Below are 16,212 nucleotides of genomic sequence, written 5' to 3' on the forward strand. Positions count from 1 at the left end.
CACTCATTTCAGCTACTGCGAGTATCCTGCAGCACCGGTGTCTGGCGAGACTCGATGTAGGTGATCGGCGGGACGTTCTCGTATTTGGCTGCAGACTGGGGCGACCCGAAAGACCGAACGATGTGCGCCGATGTCGCTTCCAGCTCACCGACGTCCGGGTGGATCGTCCGCCGTGCCCGAAAGGCGATCCCTCTGTGACACGCTCCGCGAGCCAATTGGCTCGCGGAGTCATCGTCAGCACCTCGTCACAGTGGGTGGACTCGGCGCTGACATCCGGCTCGCCGGTAACCGTCACCTTCGACGTGCGCTCACTCCTCGACGGTCCGCTTGGCGCGGGTGACGATCTGTGGGTCGGGTGGTCGAACGACGGTGGTGTCCTTCTCGTCGTAGTCGAACTGATTGAGGAAGGCCCGGATGGCGTTCAGTCGAGCTCGCTTTTTGTCGTTGCTCTTGATCACCCACCACGGCGCCCGTCGCTTGTCGGTGTGCTCGAACACCGCCTCCTTCGCCGCGGTGTAGTCCTCCCAACGATCCAGACTCTCCAAGTCCATCGGTGAGAGCTTCCACCGCCGCACCGGGTCGATCTGCCGGATCGCGAACCGGGTCCGCTGCTCATTGCGCGTCACCGAGAACCACAACTTGGTCACGGTCGTGCCCGACTCCACCAGCATCCGCTCGAACTCAGGGGCCTGTCGCATGAAGATGGCGTACTCCTCATCACTGCAGAATCCCATGACCCGCTCGACCCCCGCGCGGTTGTACCAGGACCGATCGAACAGCACAATCTCACCCGAGGTCGGTAGGTGCCGCACATAGCGCTGGAAGTACCACTGGCCAATCTCGGTAGTGCTCGGCTTGTTCAGAGCAACGACCCGTGCTGCGCGGGGGTTCAGGTGCTCCATGAACCGCTTGATCGTCCCACCCTTGCCAGCCGCGTCCCGCCCCTCGAAGACGACGACATGCTTGGCCCCTACGTCTTCTGACCAGTATTGAAACTTGAGTAGCTCCACCTGCAGGCGGTACTTCTCCTCCTCGTAGAGCTCACGGTCGATCAACTCGTCGTAGGGATAGTCCTGGCGCCAGGTCTCCACGGCACTGCCGTTGGGGGCGACCAGGACCGGATCCTCGTCCTTGCTCCCGCGCACCGTGTAACCCTCGCTGCGCAACTGATCGATGTACTCGCGCAGATTCACATGTTCCAGCATGGACACATTCGACCGCACCCGGCCTCGCCACACCACACCACCCCAGGGCATTAGGGACTGCTGCACGGATAGGTGTCTGCGTCGTCCGTTCTGCAGCAGTCCCACCCGGTTCCCGCGACCGGTATCGGAGACTCACTGAGGAGTGGACGCGGGCAGGTGCACGGCTTACATCCGAGCAGACCCCCCGCGGTGACCGTCGGGCCTTGTGCCATTCGGTCCCGCTTCGACATGGGTGGGCAGGTCGCGGCGCCGCCACCGATTGTCAGCCCTCGGACACTTCGAGCACGAGCTTGCCCCGGCTTTCCCCGGCAGCGAGTCGGGCGAATGCTGCTGGGGCATCGCGGAGTGGGTACACGCGGTCGATCCGCGGCGTGACGGCGCCCTGGGCGACGAGGGCGGTCACCGCCTCGAGCTCGGCTCGCGACTGGGGCACGATCAGCACGCCGACCTTCTTCCCGGTGGCACGTCTGACCAGCGGGCCGGCGAGCGCGGTGCCCAGCAGGATCCTGGCCAGGCCGCCCACCATCGCGTACCTCCCGCCTCGCCGCAGGGCGCGATGCACGCGAAACAGCGAGCGATGGGCTACAAGATCTACGATCAGGTCGTAGCTGTCGTGCTCGTCGGCCCAATCCTCGGTGGCGAAGTCGATCGTGCGGTCGGCCCCGATCTCGCGCAGGAAGTCGGCCTTGTCGGCACGGTCGACCGCCGTCACCTCGGCACCGGCATGCTTGGCCAGTTCGACAACGAATACACCGCCGGCGCCACCCGCGCCGTTGACCAGAACCCGATCTCCCGGCCGGACATCTGCAGTTGCCCTGCGCGCGATTCCGCCCGCCTGTGGGATCGTCGAGGCCTCCGCGAACGACAGCCAGTCGGGCTTGCGGGCCAACAGCTTGGGTCGCGTGCAGACGAGCTCGGCAAGCCCGCCCCGGTATCCGGCCAGCTCGCCGAACAGTTCGTCGCCCACGGCGTACTCCGTGACCGCACTGCCGACCGCGACCACGGCGCCCGCGACGTCGGATCCAGGAACCGGTTGCCGCGGTCGGCGTAGGCCGTTGGACCACCGCGCGTACGCCGGGCGTCCCGCCAAGTTCTCCCGGTCTGAGCCGTTCAAGGAGACTGCGCGGACTCGCAGCAGAACTTCGTCGGCGGCGGGGACGGGATCCGGGAGCTTGCCCAACCGGACGACGTCCGACGGGCCGTACCTGTCCTGGATGACAGCTTGCATCGGGACCCCTGTCTGCGGCCGACGCCGCTCGGTCACACCGATGCTACGGGTCTGGAGCAGCCGTTGGGAGGTGTGTGCGTTCGCCCGACCGGATCGTCACGGAACGAGCCGGCGGCGGGATCGACGTCTTGCGGGGCTGGGCTGGGCCCTCGGGCGCAATGCCGCGGGGTCTCGAGTGACGCCAACCGAGTCGCCGGTCGCCTGTATCGAACCGTCCACGGGCCGAACGGCCTACGGCGTGGTTGATCGACTCGCACGAGCCGAGTTCATGTGACGCCGCATCACCGCGCATGCGGATCGGCACGCGGGCCGTGCCACAGAGGGATCCCGTTGTGGCCGCTCCGCGTGCCGCTCGTCCTTCGGGACGGATGTCGCTGGTCCCTGCTCCTGCGGCCGGGCAGCGATACGGCACCATGACAGTGTGACGGTGCTAGCGCAGCTGCCCTTGCAGGACGTGACGGTAGCGCTGCGGCAAGCCACCGCGGAGGACGTCCCCTCGATCGTGAACCTACTGGCAGCCGACCAGCTCGGCGCGACCCGCGACGGGGTCACCACTGACGACGACCTGCAGTCTTACCTGAACGCGTTCGGCGTTATAGACGCCGACCCGACTCACCTGCTGCTCGTCGCAACCGACGGCACGCAGGTCCTGGCCACCATGCAGCTGAGCTTCCTGCCTGGGCTCGCTCGGCGCGGTGCGCTCCGCGCTCAGATCGAAGCGGTGCGGGTTCGGCACGACTACCGCAGCCGCAGCCTGGGTGCGTCGCTGTTCGAGTGGGCGATTGAGGAGGCACGCCGTCGCAACTGCGCCCTCGTCCAGCTGACCACCGACAAGTCACGAGGTGATGCGCACCGCTTCTACGACCGTCTCGGTTTCGTCGCCTCGCACGAGGGGCTCAAGCACCAGTTGCTCCGCTGATGGATCTGCTTGCGGTGAGCGCCGCCCGTCACGCACGCGCACGGTCCCCGAGTGTGGCCAATTTGGCGTAGCGGCCCGTCCAACAGCGGCAGAGTGCGCACCCGCTCGTAGACGTCGCCAAACGAAGCAGCAAAGCCCTGCGGGGCTCAAGCAACGCACAAAAGTCGACGAACCAACTGCTGGCGACCCAGTAGGCGACAGGTGATCCCCAAGCGCCAATCACCCACGGCCACGGACTACTTGAACCGAGGCTGAAGGTGAGACCAACCAGGTAGGTCAACGTCGCCAGCACTGCCGGGACCATCAGCGCGGCCCCTGAGGGGGCGCACAGCGGGACGATGAGCCAAGCGGTGGCCTCAAGGCCAAGCCGGCCGCTGGACGCCAGAGCCAGCAGCGCGGGCAGCCAGAGACCTGCCAATGCTAGTGCTCCGCAGAGGTGCCCCGCGACCGGGGAGGTGCGAGGCCAGAGACGGGACCGCACCCGCGGGGAGAGGACGGGCAAGAGGAATGAGGCCACGAAGCCGAGCGGCGGAACGGTGAATGCCAGAACGCCGGGTGCGGCGAGCATCGCGGCAGCGCGCACGCGGACGCCCGGCCTCGCGACTCGGTAGGTGTTCGTGGGAAATGAATTCTCCAAAGTCACCAGCCGCCCTCAAAGAACCCGAGGAGTCCCGGCTCGGGCTCTGCGGCGGTAGCCACGTTCGCAGCGCGGATCACACCGAACGAGAGGGAAAGAAGTACACACAGCGCCGCAACCGACCTCACTGTGCGTCCAGCGACGGCTGATCGGCTTCAGGGTCGTGTTCGTTCGGCCGGTGGAACGATCTAGCTCTCGTGCTTTTGACTGGTACGCACCTCCCTCCCGAGCAGGCCGTTGTCAGCGGGAGTTCGTGTGGCCGGTGGCCAAGTCCGAGGCGCGGAGCGGCGGTCATCGGAGTACCAACACCAGGAGCAGTCCGCCGAGGACGACGGTCTGGACGCTGTGCACGCAGATGCCGATCAGTGCGCTGCGATACCGGGAGGCAGGGTAGGAGATGATGAGCGTGTCGATGAGGCTGCCCGGGATGGACCATGGTGTGTGCAGGTGGTAGACGGCAAACAGGACGCCGTTGGCGAGCCAGTCCCAGCGGCCGAACGCTCCCCGCATGCGGGGCAGGAGGAGGCCTCTGAAGAGGAGCTCTTCGCCGAGGACGGTGTTGAAGATCATCATCGTGATGGTCAGGGCGAACCACGGCCAGTTCCCCGAGAAGAAGTCCTGGCCGGCGTTTGACTGGAGGAAGGTCGCGAGGTCGCGGTGGCTCGGCGACGGTATCTTCGGGATCTCCTCGGTTGCGGCCACCGCCAGGATCAGAGGGACGAGCAGCCACCAGAGTCGGCCACCTCGGCGACGGCTGCGAGGGCTCTGCGGCGCCTGCAGCCAGAGCGCGTCTTTCAGCACCGACCACCGCAGCGATCCGTGCTCGCGGTGGACAGCGAGCATGACGAAGATGAACTGCCAGACCATGCCGGCGGTGAGGCAGAGCAGGATCGCCCGTGGCCAAGCGCTGGGACCCTCGAAGCTGTTGGCCAGGAGTGGGGCTCCGACCCAGGCGCCGATTGCCATCGGCAGAGCTGCCACTGCCCAGGTGCCGAGGACACGACGAGGCGAGTACTGCGGTAGGGACGAGGCACCGGCGCCGTGGGGCGCTCTCTCCGCGATCGGCGGCGGGGCGGGAGGCACTGTGGCGCTGTGGGGCGAACTCATGCTGACGACGCTAGGAGCAGTCGAGCCGTGACCGCGTCGTCCGAAGGCCGTCGCGGCCGCACGACCAACTGGTGAGTGGGTGTCCTACCAGCGGAGGAGGTGTGCGGACCGGGTGCGGCGATACGTTGGCCGGGTGAAGCGGCTGCGGACCTTTCTCGTCAGTCACGGGTTGGATGCAGTCATTGTGATCCTGGCGTGTGCCGCAGCCCTGACGATCTCGACGCAGGCCGACAGCTCTCGACCCGACGGTGTCCGTCTGGGTGTCGAGATGGTTGCGGTCGTCGTGATGACCCTCTCCTTGTTGCTTCGCCACCGGGCTCCGTTCTTGATTCCGGCAGGGACGTGGTTGCTGAGCGCTGTCCTCTCCATCGTGGACGGTTCGCTGGTCGTCGGTGAGGCGCCGGTCTCCATCGTCGGGATGATCGCTGCCGTGCTCCTTGGGGACCTTCGAGATCGGAGGCAGGCTCGGGTCGGACTGGCCGTTGTGGTGGCCTCGGCGGTGACCGTGATCTACCAGGACCCGGCCCATACCGTCGGCGACTTGTTCTTCGTCCCTGGCCTGTTCGCTGTGGGGTGGTTGGTGGGTTTCGCGCTGCACGAGCGCACCGAACAGACCGAGGCCGCCGAGGAGCGCGCAGCGAGGGCCGAGTGGAAGCGTGAGAACGAAGGAAGAGTGGCGGTCGCCGAGGAGCGTGCCCGCATCGCCCGTGAGCTCCACGATGTCGTGGCCCACGCCGTGAGCGTCATGGTCCTCCAGGTGGGCGCACTGCGGCACCGGCTGCCGGCCGAGGACGTGGTGAGCCGGGACACCCTGCAGAACGTCGAGGAGGCCGGCCGGAACGCGTTGACCGAGATGCGTCGGCTGCTTGACGCCATGCGTCGCGAGGGCGACCACCATGACCGTGCACCCCAACCGGGCCTGGACCAGATCGAGGCGCTGTTGGACGACGTACGCGCTGCGGGCCTTGACGCCAGACTGAAGGTCCACGGCGAGCCCGTGCAGCTGTCGCCCGGTCTGGACCTCTCCGCCTATCGGATCGCCCAGGAGGGCCTGACCAACGTCATCAAGCACGCACACACCCGTCACGCCGAGGTCCATCTCCGGTACGGCATGCACGACCTCGAGCTCGAGATCCTCGACCACGGTGAGGGACCGGCTGCCTCGGACGGCTTGGGCCATGGTCTGGTCGGGGTCAGTGAGCGGGTCAAGCTCTACGGCGGCACCATGACCGCCGGTGCCACGGAGTCGGGTGGGTTCGCCCTGCGAGCCCGACTCCCACTGGAACCCAGGTGACGTCGTGATGATCCGAACGATGATTGTTGACGACCAGGTGATGGTGCGGGCCGGCCTGCGCATGCTGCTCGATGAAGAGCCGGACATCGACGTCGTCGCTGAGGCAGGCAACGGTATCGAGGCCGTCGCACAGGCCGCTCGCTGTCGGCCGGATGTCCTGCTCATGGACATCCGCATGCCCGAGCTCGATGGCCTCGAGGCGACACGGCGGATCCTCGCTGCCGATGCGGACGCCAGAGTCCTGATTCTGACCACCTTCAACCACGACGACCACGTTTACGAAGCGCTTCGCGCTGGTGCCAGCGGGTTCGTCCTCAAGGACCAACCTCCCGAGCAGCTGATTGCTGCGGTCCGGATCGTCGCAGCCGGAGATGCACTGCTGTCTCCTGCGGTGACACGGAGTGTCATCGCGCACTTCACGCAGAACCGGGGAGAGCTGCCACCGAGTGCGATCGAGACCCTCACCGCCAGGGAGATGGACGTGTTTCGCCTCATCGCAGCGGGTCTCTCCAACGCTGAAATCGGACGGCAGCTCTTCATCAGCGACACCACCGTGAAGACCCACGTGACCAGGCTGCTGCAGAAGCTCGAGGTTAGGGACCGAGCGCAGGCCATCGTGATGGCCTACCGCTGCAACGTGTTCGAGCTCTAGCGGAGGTCTGGCAAGGCATGAACGCGCAAGGCGCGCTCCCGCTACGCCCGAAGAGTTCGCCGGCATGCGCGGCAGCGATTTGCGACTCAACCGAGAAGAGGCGCGCAGGTCGCCGCAGCAGCTATGTAGTCGCCACACCGGAGGGCGCACAACCAGTTCGGCGGCCAGCCCCCTAATCGTGAGTGCGTCGAGGCCGTCGGTCGGCCAGAAGCATTGCGGAGGTAAGGACCCTGTCGCGGTCCAGGGTGTTGCGTGGTGCACGGGAGGAGCGTGAATACGATGTACGATACGATGTACGGTATGACTCGAGAAGACTGCCCCTTGACGCTTGACAGCCTGGACGACGCCTCAGCCGGAGCTGTGTTGCCCACCCGAATGACTGCGGTCGTGCAGCACCGCTACGGAGGCCCCACCCGCTTGTACGTCGCAGAGACCGCACGTCCCATGCCAGGCCCAGACGAGGTGCTTCTGGCCGTGCGTGCGGCCGGCGTATCGCGCGGCGTGTGGCACATGATGACCGGACTCCCATATATCGTGCGGCTCGTAGGCGGATTGAGGCGACCTCGACGCGCAACCCCTGGCATGGACGTCTGCGGCGACGTGGTCCAGCTCGGGTCCAGGGTGAGTGGTTTCCAGCTTGGGCAGCGAGTGTTCGGTATCGCCCGCGGCTCGTTCGCGGAGTACGCGGTGGCCAAGGCGAGCCACCTCACCCCGGCGCCGCCCGAGCTCACCGACGCGCAGGCCGCGGTAACGGCCGAATCGGGCCTCACTGCTCTCCAAGCACTGGACGCTGCGGGCATCACGACGAACACTGGAGTCGGGTGTCGCGTCCTGGTCGTCGGCGCCGCAGGCGGTGTCGGGAGCTTTGCCGTCCAGTTGGCGGCGCTCAGCGGCGCCGAAGTTACTGCTGTCTGCAGCGGCAGCAAGGCCGCGTTCACAGCCGACCTGGGCGCCGCCAGGATCATCGACTACCGCGTGACCGATCCGCTGTTGCAAGGCACCCGGTACGACGTCATCCTCGATGTGGCCGGGGGTAGGAAGTTGTCGGACCTCCGGGCATCGCTCGCCCCTCGGGGAACGCTCGTCTTCGTGGGCAACGAGTCCGGCGCCAAGTGGACTGGCGGGTTCGAACGCCCATTCGCCTACCAGGTTCGAATGGCGCTGCGATCGCAGCGCTTCGTCAACTTGTTGGTCCGCACCGATTCCGCAGACCTCGCTCGCCTTGCCGACCTGGCGAGCAGGGGGGGACTCCGGCCCCGGATCCATGCGTCGTTCCCTCTCGCAGGGGTCCGCGATGCGCTCGAAGAACTCACTTCCGGCTCGACCGCCGGCAAGATCGCTCTCCGAATCGACGACCAGGATGGGGATCGACCCTCATGAACATCATTGCCGCGCACAGCCTTCGTTGCTGGGGCGTGACCCGAGACTCTGTGCCGTGGACCCAAGCCATGGAGCACCCGTCGAACGGTCTTCTACACACAGCCCTCTTGGCGATTGCACAGCAGAAACCCAATGGCCCTGCTACGCGACGACATCACTCGCCGACACGCTCAGCACTGCGCACCCACCCGACCTCAGCGCGGCAGCCTGCTGCGCTGATCCCTGCCGGCGCGGCAACCCCTAGTCGCGCGGCAGGCCCCCAGAAGGCGCCGTCCGGGGCTCGCGACCCGGACGGCGCCGACGGTGGTTCCTCCAGGCGTCCAGAGGATCGTCATGTCTGGTGGTGACTGGAAGGACATGTTTGGCGCAGCTTGCCGGGGCGACGTCGATCTGGTTCGGTTCCATGTCCAGGCCGGTGTCGATGTGGACTACGCGCACCCGGAGTTCCAGGAGACGGCACTGGTCGCAGCGATCTTGGCTCGCCACGAGACCGTGGCGGACCTGCTGCTGGACTCTGGCGCGGACCCGACCCTCGTCTCAATTGCTGACCAGATCACGCCGTTGGAGGCGGCTCGGCGGTCAGTGCTGCCCGCGATCGAGCATCGTCTGAGATCGCTGGGCGCAGGCTAGCGGGGCGAAGCTCCACCACGGACGTCTCGTCTGCCCCCCGGGCCAACAGACGCACCGGGGGTAGGCGACCTCGAACAGTCCCCCGGCCGCCAGGAGGACCGCGCCACTCGCTGCGGCTAGGTCTACCACCTCGAGTGCGTCCAGACCGGCGCCCAGCAGCAGGGCCGCGTACCCGGCGTCGGGCTGCTGGACTCCAGCAGCACCCCCGGTCCGGCGACGCTAGCTCACCACGACGCCCTGCTCGGCTGCCTGCGCTCCGACGGGTTCTCCGATGCCGGGCACGCCCTCGCGCCGCTCGACGCCCTCACCATCGGGTTCGCGGTGCAGAAGGCGGACTTGCCGCTCGTGGGGAGCGGAAGGGTGACCTGGCTGCGGCGATCGTGGTCGCCATGCCGGCCGATCACTACCCGCACCTGGTCGAGTTCGCGATCGATCGATCATGCAGCCGGGCTACGACTTCAGAGACAAGTTCGACTTCGGGCTGGACCTCGTCCTGGCCGGGCCCGCCACGCTCTAGGGGCTTTCGCCCGGTGACGTGGGCCGAGGTGCACGGCGCCCCTCGACCCACTCAACCCCGGTGCGTCCGCGGCTCGAGGTTGACCGCGCCGCGCCCGCGTTCGGCGAGGACGTCGCCAGGGTTGTAGAGAGCGCAGGTCCTTAGGCTCAGGCAACCACAGCCGATGCACGAGTCCAAGTTGTCTCGCAGCCGTTCGAGACGCTCGATCTGATCATCGAGCCGTGGGCGCCAGGATCGGGAGAGCCTCGCCCAGTCAGCCTTGGTCGGGTTGCGCCCCTCGGGGAGCGAGCCCAGCGCGTTCTGGATCTCGTCCAAGCTGAGGCCCACCCGCTGTGCGGACCGGATGAACGCCACTCGGCGCAGGGTGGCCCGGGCGTAGCGACGCTGGTTCCCCGCAGTGCGGCTGGACTCGATCAGGCCTTCGGACTCATAGAAGCGCAGGGCCGAAGGGGCGACGCCGGCTCGCTCAGCAAGCTGCCCGATCGTCAAGTCCGTCATGATCCGATCCTAGTAGTTGACCTCAAGAGAACTTCAAGTTGCATCGTGCAGTCATGACAACCGCTACGGCGCGGACCGATACCCGCACTGGGTTCGGGTTCGACGACCTTCCCGCCTTGCTCTCCCGGATGACCGGCGACGAGAAGCACAGCAACGCGGCCACCTCCACGCTCGATGTCGTGTGGGTTCTCTACGACCGTGTGCTGCGAGTCTCCCCTGACACCGCGCAGGATCCACACCGCGACCGCTTCTACCTGTCTAAGGGCCACGGTCCGATGGCCTACTACGCCACCCTCGTCGCGCACGACTACTTCCCCGTCGAATGGCTGGACAGCTGGGGCTCCTTCAACTCCCCGCTGGGTCACCACCCGGACAGAACCCTCGTTCCCGGTGTCGAGATCTCGAGCGGCTCCTTGGGGCACGGGCTCCCAATGGCGGTGGGTTCCGCCGTCGGTCTCCGCGCTCAGGCGCTGGACGCCCGGGTTGTCGTGCTGGTCGGTGACGCGGAGCTCGACGAGGGCAGCAACCACGAGGCGATGGAGGTCGCGGCTGCGCTCGGGCTCGGCAATCTCACCGTCGTCGTCGTCGACAACGCTTCGACCTCCTACCGCGTTCCGGGCCGGATCGCTGCTCGCTTCGCCACCGAGGGCTGGGACGTGACGTCGGTGGATGGCCGCGACCACGAGCAGCTCGCGGCTGCCCTGTCCCGCCGTACTGACCGTCCGACCGCCGTGGTCGCCGCAGTGGAGGAGAAGTTCTCATGAGAGACCCCCGTCGCGTATTTGCCGACACCGCCGTGTCGCTGGTGGAGAAGGACCGGTCAGTCGCGGTGGTGTACGCGGAGATCTCGGGACAGTTCTTCGGCGCCGCCGAGCGCCGACACCCAGACCGCATCATTAACGTCGGCATCCGGGAGCAGCTGCTCGTCAGCGTCGGCGCGGGCCTGGCACTGACCGGGATGCGTCCCATCCTCCACACGTTCTCCTCATTCCTCATCGAGCGCGCGTTCGAACAGGTGAAGCTCGGGTTCGGACACCAGGACGTGGGCGGAGTGCTCGTCTCGTGCGGAGCCTCGTTCGACACCTCGTCTGGTGGGCGCACCCACCAGGCGCCTGGCGACGTCTCGCTGATCGACACCGTGCCCGGCTTCGGGATCCACGTCCCCGGTCATCCCGACGAGGTGGACGCTGTGCTGCGGTGGGCGGTGGCCGGGTCCGGACGCGAGTACGTCCGCGTGCACGCCGCACAGAACTCCGTCGCCTTCCCCGTTACGCCGGGACGTTTTCACGTCGTACGCAAGGGCTCGCGTGCGACGGTCGTCGCGGTGGGCCCGATGCTGGATCCCGTCCTGGCGGCCGTCTCGGACCTGGACGTCACGGTGCTCTATGCCAGCACCGTCAGGCCGTTCGACTCGCGCGGCCTGCGCGAGTCGATCGACCACCCCGACGTGGTGCTCGTCGAGCCCTACCTCGCCGGCACCTCAAGCCACCTGGTTGCCGAGGTGCTGCAACACCTACCGCACCGGCAGCTCGCCCTCGGCGTCGGCCGCACGGAGCTGCGCCGCTACGGCACCCCGGATGAGCACGCCGCCGCCCACGGTCTCGACCCCACCGGCATCCGCCGTTCGATCACAGCCTTCCTCAGCGCCCGCGCGGTGGCGTGAGGTTCCCGACGGGCGCAGCGGGTGGACGTCACCTTGTCGCCCCCAAGAGCCGGGCAGGATTGCGCGTCGCTGGTCGAGGCGTCCCCGGCATCATCGCCGTGACAAGGACGCCGCCGGCACCGCGAAGGATGAGCACGACGCCGACCGGGCACCTCCTACGCCGGGAGGGTGCCCACTTGACGCTTCTGCACGGTCAGGGCTGACGCCCGGTCACGAGGAGGCGCCAGGGGCGCAATGCACCGGCGCTAATGCGTGCGGTGTGCGCCGGCCCGCATAGGCAGCAAAGACCCGACGGCCGCGCACAGTCACGCGGTGGCGCGACAGCGATGCGGGCTCAACGTCGGAACGGTCACTGGTCCGGGGTCTCCTTCGGTTCCGGGAACAGGTCAGTGAAGCGTCCGATGCCGTCCAGGATGAGATTCAGGCCGATGTCGAAGGACGCCAAAAGGGGGTAAACCGGCGCGGTGATGTAGATGGTCGCGAGCTCGGAGATGCGTGGGAAGCGCGCGAGGGTGATGTCCTCCAGCCCCTTGGGCGCGGAGTCGGGCAGTCCGGCCTTCTGGAGCATCACCTCCTGCAAAGCAAACCCGTAGACGTACGCATCCATCACCGCGTAGGCATGCGTAGTCGCCTGGAGCGAGAAGCCCGAGCCACGTAGGACGTCCAGGACCGCTTCGTGATTGGCCAGCATGGCCGGCCCTGGATGAGACCGCGTGTCCACGACCGGCAGCGCCCATGGGTGTCGCCCGAGTGCCTCCCGCATCGAGGTGGAGCGCTGGAACAGTTCCGTGCGCCAGTCCTGGCCGCAGGGCACGTAGACCTCCCGGAAGACGAGATCTACCAGCTCATCCAGCAACTCGTCCTTTGATGCGACGTAGTGGTAGATCGCCATCGGGCGCACACCCAGTTCGGCGGCCAGCCCCCTGATCGTGAGTGCGTCGAGGCCGTCGCGGTCGGCCAGAAGCATTGCGGAGGTCAGGACCCTGTCGCGGTCCAGGGTGTTGCGCTGGGCACGGCGAGGCGGCATAAAGCCAGCGTATAGTACGCCGTACCGTACGCCGTACGATACGACCCCAGCACTGGATGACTGCGCTTTAGCAGGATCGTTGTGACTACCCCAACGCCGGGTTCCGCGTCGGAAAGCGGGTTGGTGGCACCGCGCTGATACAAAGTACGATACGCTGTACGAAACCAAACGAGGAGTTCCTTAATGTCACGCCTTCCTGACCCTTCCGCCGCTGACCTGGCCCCCCCTCGGGGCTCGGTGCCTACGTACGCCGACGAGGACACGACGCGCGCTGTCCGACGAGCCGGCCAGGTAGCGGGAGTGGCACTGCTGCTGATAGCGGGACTGGCTGGTTTCGGGGCCCTCTTCGCCATCGACGGGGTTGTCACGCCGGGGAATGCTGCAAGGACTGCAGGCGACTTGACGTCGTCGGAAGGCACTTTCCGCCTGGGAGTCGTGAGCCTCTACGCCATCATCGTGCTCGACATCGTGGCGGCTTGGGCCCTGTTCAGGTTCTTTGCACCGGTGGACAGCTGGGTCTCGCGATTGACTGCCTGGTTCCGCGTGGCCTTCGCAGCCGTGTTCCTCGTGGCGATCGCACAACTGGCCGGCGTGCCGAAGCTGCTGAACGACGATGCCTATCGCGGCGTCTTTGGTGACGAGCAGGTCGAGGCGCTGGCGCTGCTAAGGATCGAGTCCTATTACGACATCTGGATGGCCGGGCTGTTCCTCTTCGGAGTCCACCTCGTGGGCGTCGGCTACCTGGCCTACCGCTCGGGTTACGTCCCACGGGTGATCGGAGTCCTGCTAGTGGTGGCCGGCCTGGGCTACGCCTTCGACACGGTCAGCTCTGTGCTCTCGGAGACCCCGATCGTTGTCTCTACCGTCACCTTCTTCGGCGAGTTCGCGCTGGCCGTCTGGCTCGTCGTGCGCAGCGGCCGCGTCCAGCCTGGAACGAACCGTGAGCGCTAAAGCATCGAGCGCCCCAGAGGCGGCCGTCCAGGCCGCCGCCCACCCGGACAACATCACCCCGGTAGGCAACTCCACCCGGGCCCTGCGCCCACGGGCTGTCGTGCGGACCGCTGGGGTGCTCTACCTGGTAAACGCGACTTGCGGGCTGTTCAGCGAGCTGGTTCGGGGGCGGCTGGTCGATGTAGCCAATCCAAGCGGTACGGCCGCCCGCATAGGGGACTCCGAAGCGCTCTTCCGGATCGGCATCGCCGCGGACCTGGTCGGAGTCATCAGTGGGGTCGGGATCGCCGTCCTGTTGTACGTGCTCCTTCGACCGGTGAGCCGCACGCTAGCGCTCGGCGCCTCCTCCTTCCTGATCGTGCAGTGCGCGATTCTTGGCATGAACCTGCTCCACCAGGTGGACGCCGTCATGATGCTGGACCCGGCCGGGGCCGCGGGCTCCCTGCCGACCTCTCAGCGCGACGCCCTCGTTGCGATGTCCATGGACAGCCACGTCCACGGCTACTTGATCGCCCTCGTGTTCGGAGGCGTGCACCTGGCGATCCTGGGATACCTCGTGGCAAGAGCGTCCTACTTCCCGACGTGGCTTGGCGTCCTGATGATCGTGGCCGGTGCCGGCTACCTGACCGACAGCTCCTGGCACCTCCTCGTGCCGGCCTACGACGGCGCCGCCTCGTCAGCGATCCTCGCGCCGACCGTCATGGCAGAAATTGCGACCACCGTGTGGCTCCTCGGCAAGGGTGTCGACGACCGCAGGTTCTGGGCCGCCGAAAACCACCGCGACCAGGTGGCGCCGTGATGACCGGGCGTGCGCACACGACCTTGGCTCGGCGCCGATCGTCCACCCCGCGGAGCCGGGGGGCGAGGATTGGGTTCGGCGCCGCTGTGACACTCGCCGTGCTCATCTCACTCGCACGGCTCATGCTTATGATGGTCCCTGGCGGCGACGCGAGCGCTGAAGTCGTCACACCGTCAGGCTCGGACTACAGCGACCCGGGAAGCTACTCGGTCGGGACGAGGACGATCAGCGTGCCTGGGGAGCGGCGGATCGACCTGCGCCTGTGGTACCCGGCCGCCCTCAGCGACCGCGACCGCCCCGGCGGGACGGAGGCCTTCGGTCTGCGCGTGGCCCGCGAGGTCGCACCGGTCACGGTCGCCACCTGGGAGGGCGGTGCGTCGCGCAACGCGGCCTTCAATCTCTCCGACGGCCCGTACCCCGCCGTCCTGCTGTCGCCGGGCTTTGCGCTCACGAGCTCGACCTACGCGTGGCTGGGCGAGCACCTGGCATCCCACGGGTTCGTGGTGCTCTCTCCTGACTACGATGAGGTCTTGAATCCTGGTGAGTTGTGGCAGTCCACTGTGACTCGCCCTCGCGAGATCTCGACCGTTCTGGACTTCGCCGAGGCGCAGGCCCGACCCGGTGGCGATTGGCAAGGTCTGCTCCAGACCGGCCGCGCGGCGGTCGTAGGTCACTCCTACGGTGGCTACACCGCCCAGGCATCGGCGGGCGCGCGCTTGGACACCGCCGGGTTCACCCAGGAATGCAGCGACCTCGAGTCCTCCGATCCCCGACTGTTTCTCTGCGAGGCACTGCTGCCACGGCTGGACTCGATGGCTGCAGCCGCCGGGCTAGACGAAGTGCCCTCCGGCCTGTGGCCGGACTGGTCCGACTCCCGGGTCGCGGCGGCCGTGTCGTTGGCAGGCGACTCTGCGCCTTTCGCCCGGGACGGGCTGGCCGCGCTCGACGTGCCCGTGCTGGCCATCGGAGGAACCGGAGACCGCGACACTCCCTACGCCGCCGGAGCCCGCGCCACCTTCGACCGAACCGCCAGCAGACGCAAGGTGGAGGTAGGTCTCCGCGACGCCAAGCACTTTGTGTTCGCGGGGCGATGCGAGTCAGTGAGGCTCGTCGCGAGGTTGATGCCTGTCGCCTTCTGCAGCGACCCAGGATGGCAGCGCGCTCGGGCGCACGACGTGATCGAGTACTACGTCACCGCGTTTCTCCAGGCCGAGCTTCGCGCCGATCCGGCCGCCATGGCCGAGTTGTCGCATGGAGAAGCGCCCGATACGGGAGTCGACCTTCGGACCCGCGGATACTGACAGCTGGGGTTGGGGTCCGAGACTCGAGTCGGTCCAGTCGCGATGGCCCCGACGGACGTCCAATCCCATGGGTGCTACACGATGGGTCAGGACAAGTGTCGGGGCGCTGGAGTGCACGTGCGCCTGCCCCTTCGTTGGGGACTCACCCACCGCCGATCCGACTCGTCTTGGTCCAGACTGATCACAGACGGTTGGCGAGACCGACAAAGCAAGACGACGTGGTCTCGCAGTACGTCACCTCAAGGGTGCGGCGGCGGGTCTCGTCGCAAAGTCTGTTCGGCTGATCGATCGCCGGTGATGCACAGTGGCGACCGAGGGGCTCGCGAACTGCGTCTAGGAGTCATTCGGCAGCCGCATTGCTGCGGATTGGTGTTGTTGCATCTAGGTTGCAACAACGATGGAAG

15 protein-coding genes are annotated in these 16,212 nt (G+C 67.1%); 10 read left to right on the top strand and 5 right to left on the bottom strand.

Going from position 1 to position 16,212, the window contains the following annotated elements; genetic code table 11:
- Positions 1-308 precede the first annotated feature (308 nt).
- Positions 309-1,193, bottom strand: coding sequence for a polyphosphate kinase 2 (ppk2, locus tag EUA06_RS20650; protein ID WP_422879781.1), 885 nt, complete (start codon positions 1,191-1,193; stop codon positions 309-311).
- 274 nt (positions 1,194-1,467) lie between these two features.
- Complete coding sequence (locus tag EUA06_RS20655; protein WP_129479307.1) at positions 1,468-2,433, bottom strand: NAD(P)-dependent alcohol dehydrogenase; 966 nt, start codon at positions 2,431-2,433, stop codon at positions 1,468-1,470.
- Positions 2,434-2,860: 427 nt separating this feature from the next.
- Between EUA06_RS20655 and EUA06_RS20660 the strand changes: the two genes are divergently transcribed.
- Complete coding sequence (locus tag EUA06_RS20660; RefSeq protein WP_242498290.1) at positions 2,861-3,352, top strand: GNAT family N-acetyltransferase; 492 nt, start codon at positions 2,861-2,863, stop codon at positions 3,350-3,352.
- A 928-nt stretch (positions 3,353-4,280) separates the two neighbouring features.
- On the opposite strand, the gene EUA06_RS20665 is transcribed toward EUA06_RS20660, so the two are convergent.
- On the bottom strand, positions 4,281-4,955 hold the full coding sequence (locus EUA06_RS20665) for a CPBP family intramembrane glutamic endopeptidase (RefSeq protein WP_207208473.1): 675 nt from the start codon (positions 4,953-4,955) through the stop codon (positions 4,281-4,283).
- A 274-nt stretch (positions 4,956-5,229) separates the two neighbouring features.
- Here EUA06_RS20665 and EUA06_RS20670 point away from each other — a divergent pair, with 274 nt between their 5' ends.
- The 4 genes from EUA06_RS20670 to EUA06_RS20685 all read left to right on the top strand — a co-directional run bounded on the left by EUA06_RS20670 (position 5,230) and on the right by EUA06_RS20685 (position 9,052).
- The gene (locus tag EUA06_RS20670; protein ID WP_129479311.1) at positions 5,230-6,390 is read left to right on the top strand and encodes a sensor histidine kinase; all 1,161 of its coding nucleotides are present in this window, start codon (positions 5,230-5,232) and stop codon (positions 6,388-6,390) included.
- 19 nt (positions 6,391-6,409) lie between these two features.
- Complete coding sequence (locus EUA06_RS20675) at positions 6,410-7,042, top strand: response regulator (RefSeq protein ID WP_242498291.1); 633 nt, start codon at positions 6,410-6,412, stop codon at positions 7,040-7,042.
- A gap of 444 nt (positions 7,043-7,486) precedes the next feature.
- Positions 7,487-8,422 carry an NAD(P)-dependent alcohol dehydrogenase gene (locus tag EUA06_RS20680; RefSeq protein WP_340640802.1) on the top strand — a complete coding sequence of 312 codons (936 nt, stop codon included), beginning with the start codon at positions 7,487-7,489 and terminating at the stop codon, positions 8,420-8,422.
- A 333-nt stretch (positions 8,423-8,755) separates the two neighbouring features.
- The gene (locus EUA06_RS20685; protein WP_129479317.1) at positions 8,756-9,052 is read left to right on the top strand and encodes an ankyrin repeat domain-containing protein; all 297 of its coding nucleotides are present in this window, start codon (positions 8,756-8,758) and stop codon (positions 9,050-9,052) included.
- Between the two features lie 568 nt (positions 9,053-9,620).
- Here EUA06_RS20685 and soxR read toward each other — a convergent pair.
- Positions 9,621-10,067 carry a redox-sensitive transcriptional activator SoxR gene (soxR, locus tag EUA06_RS20690; RefSeq protein ID WP_129479319.1) on the bottom strand — a complete coding sequence of 149 codons (447 nt, stop codon included), beginning with the start codon at positions 10,065-10,067 and terminating at the stop codon, positions 9,621-9,623.
- A 53-nt stretch (positions 10,068-10,120) separates the two neighbouring features.
- On the opposite strand from soxR, the gene EUA06_RS20695 reads away from it, so the two are divergent.
- Positions 10,121-10,831, top strand: a complete 711-nt coding sequence (locus tag EUA06_RS20695) for a thiamine pyrophosphate-dependent enzyme (protein ID WP_129479321.1) — start codon at positions 10,121-10,123, stop codon at positions 10,829-10,831.
- The gene (locus EUA06_RS20700; protein WP_129479323.1) at positions 10,828-11,730 is read left to right on the top strand and encodes a transketolase family protein; all 903 of its coding nucleotides are present in this window, start codon (positions 10,828-10,830) and stop codon (positions 11,728-11,730) included. Before EUA06_RS20695 ends, EUA06_RS20700 begins: the two co-directional genes overlap by 4 nt.
- A 349-nt stretch (positions 11,731-12,079) precedes the next feature.
- Here the strand turns inward: EUA06_RS20700 and EUA06_RS20705 are convergent, their stop codons facing one another.
- Positions 12,080-12,757: a TetR/AcrR family transcriptional regulator gene (locus EUA06_RS20705; RefSeq protein WP_129479324.1), complete on the bottom strand. Its 678-nt coding sequence runs from the start codon at positions 12,755-12,757 to the stop codon at positions 12,080-12,082.
- Between the two features lie 300 nt (positions 12,758-13,057).
- Here EUA06_RS20705 and EUA06_RS20710 point away from each other — a divergent pair, with 300 nt between their 5' ends.
- From EUA06_RS20710 to EUA06_RS20720, 3 genes are all read left to right on the top strand, one after another.
- On the top strand, positions 13,058-13,708 hold the full coding sequence (locus EUA06_RS20710) for a DUF4386 domain-containing protein (RefSeq protein ID WP_207208474.1): 651 nt from the start codon (positions 13,058-13,060) through the stop codon (positions 13,706-13,708).
- On the top strand, positions 13,698-14,507 hold the full coding sequence (locus EUA06_RS20715) for a DUF4386 domain-containing protein (protein ID WP_165354478.1): 810 nt from the start codon (positions 13,698-13,700) through the stop codon (positions 14,505-14,507). Before EUA06_RS20710 ends, EUA06_RS20715 begins: the two co-directional genes overlap by 11 nt.
- Positions 14,508-14,605: 98 nt before the next feature.
- The gene (locus tag EUA06_RS20720) at positions 14,606-15,808 is read left to right on the top strand and encodes an alpha/beta hydrolase family protein (RefSeq protein ID WP_165354479.1); all 1,203 of its coding nucleotides are present in this window, start codon (positions 14,606-14,608) and stop codon (positions 15,806-15,808) included.
- The last annotated feature ends 404 nt before the right edge of the window (positions 15,809-16,212 follow it).

The sequence above is a fragment of the Nocardioides glacieisoli genome, assembly GCF_004137245.1.
Classification (GTDB): domain Bacteria; phylum Actinomycetota; class Actinomycetes; order Propionibacteriales; family Nocardioidaceae; genus Nocardioides; species Nocardioides glacieisoli.

What these genes read in the sequence shown, in the direction of transcription:
- EUA06_RS20695 (WP_129479321.1), top strand. Translation starts at nt 10,121, where the DNA reads ATGACAACCGCTACGGCGCGGACCGATACCCGCACTGGGTTCGGGTTC.
- EUA06_RS20680 (WP_340640802.1), top strand. Translation starts at nt 7,487, where the DNA reads ATGCCAGGCCCAGACGAGGTGCTTCTGGCCGTGCGTGCGGCCGGCGTA.
- EUA06_RS20655 (WP_129479307.1), bottom strand. Translation starts at nt 2,433, where the DNA reads ATGCAAGCTGTCATCCAGGACAGGTACGGCCCGTCGGACGTCGTCCGG.
- soxR (WP_129479319.1), bottom strand. Translation starts at nt 10,067, where the DNA reads ATGACGGACTTGACGATCGGGCAGCTTGCTGAGCGAGCCGGCGTCGCC.
- EUA06_RS20705 (WP_129479324.1), bottom strand. Translation starts at nt 12,757, where the DNA reads ATGCCGCCTCGCCGTGCCCAGCGCAACACCCTGGACCGCGACAGGGTC.
- EUA06_RS20700 (WP_129479323.1), top strand. Translation starts at nt 10,828, where the DNA reads ATGAGAGACCCCCGTCGCGTATTTGCCGACACCGCCGTGTCGCTGGTG.
- EUA06_RS20685 (WP_129479317.1), top strand. Translation starts at nt 8,756, where the DNA reads ATGTCTGGTGGTGACTGGAAGGACATGTTTGGCGCAGCTTGCCGGGGC.
- EUA06_RS20675 (WP_242498291.1), top strand. Translation starts at nt 6,410, where the DNA reads ATGATTGTTGACGACCAGGTGATGGTGCGGGCCGGCCTGCGCATGCTG.
- EUA06_RS20665 (WP_207208473.1), bottom strand. Translation starts at nt 4,955, where the DNA reads ATGGCAATCGGCGCCTGGGTCGGAGCCCCACTCCTGGCCAACAGCTTC.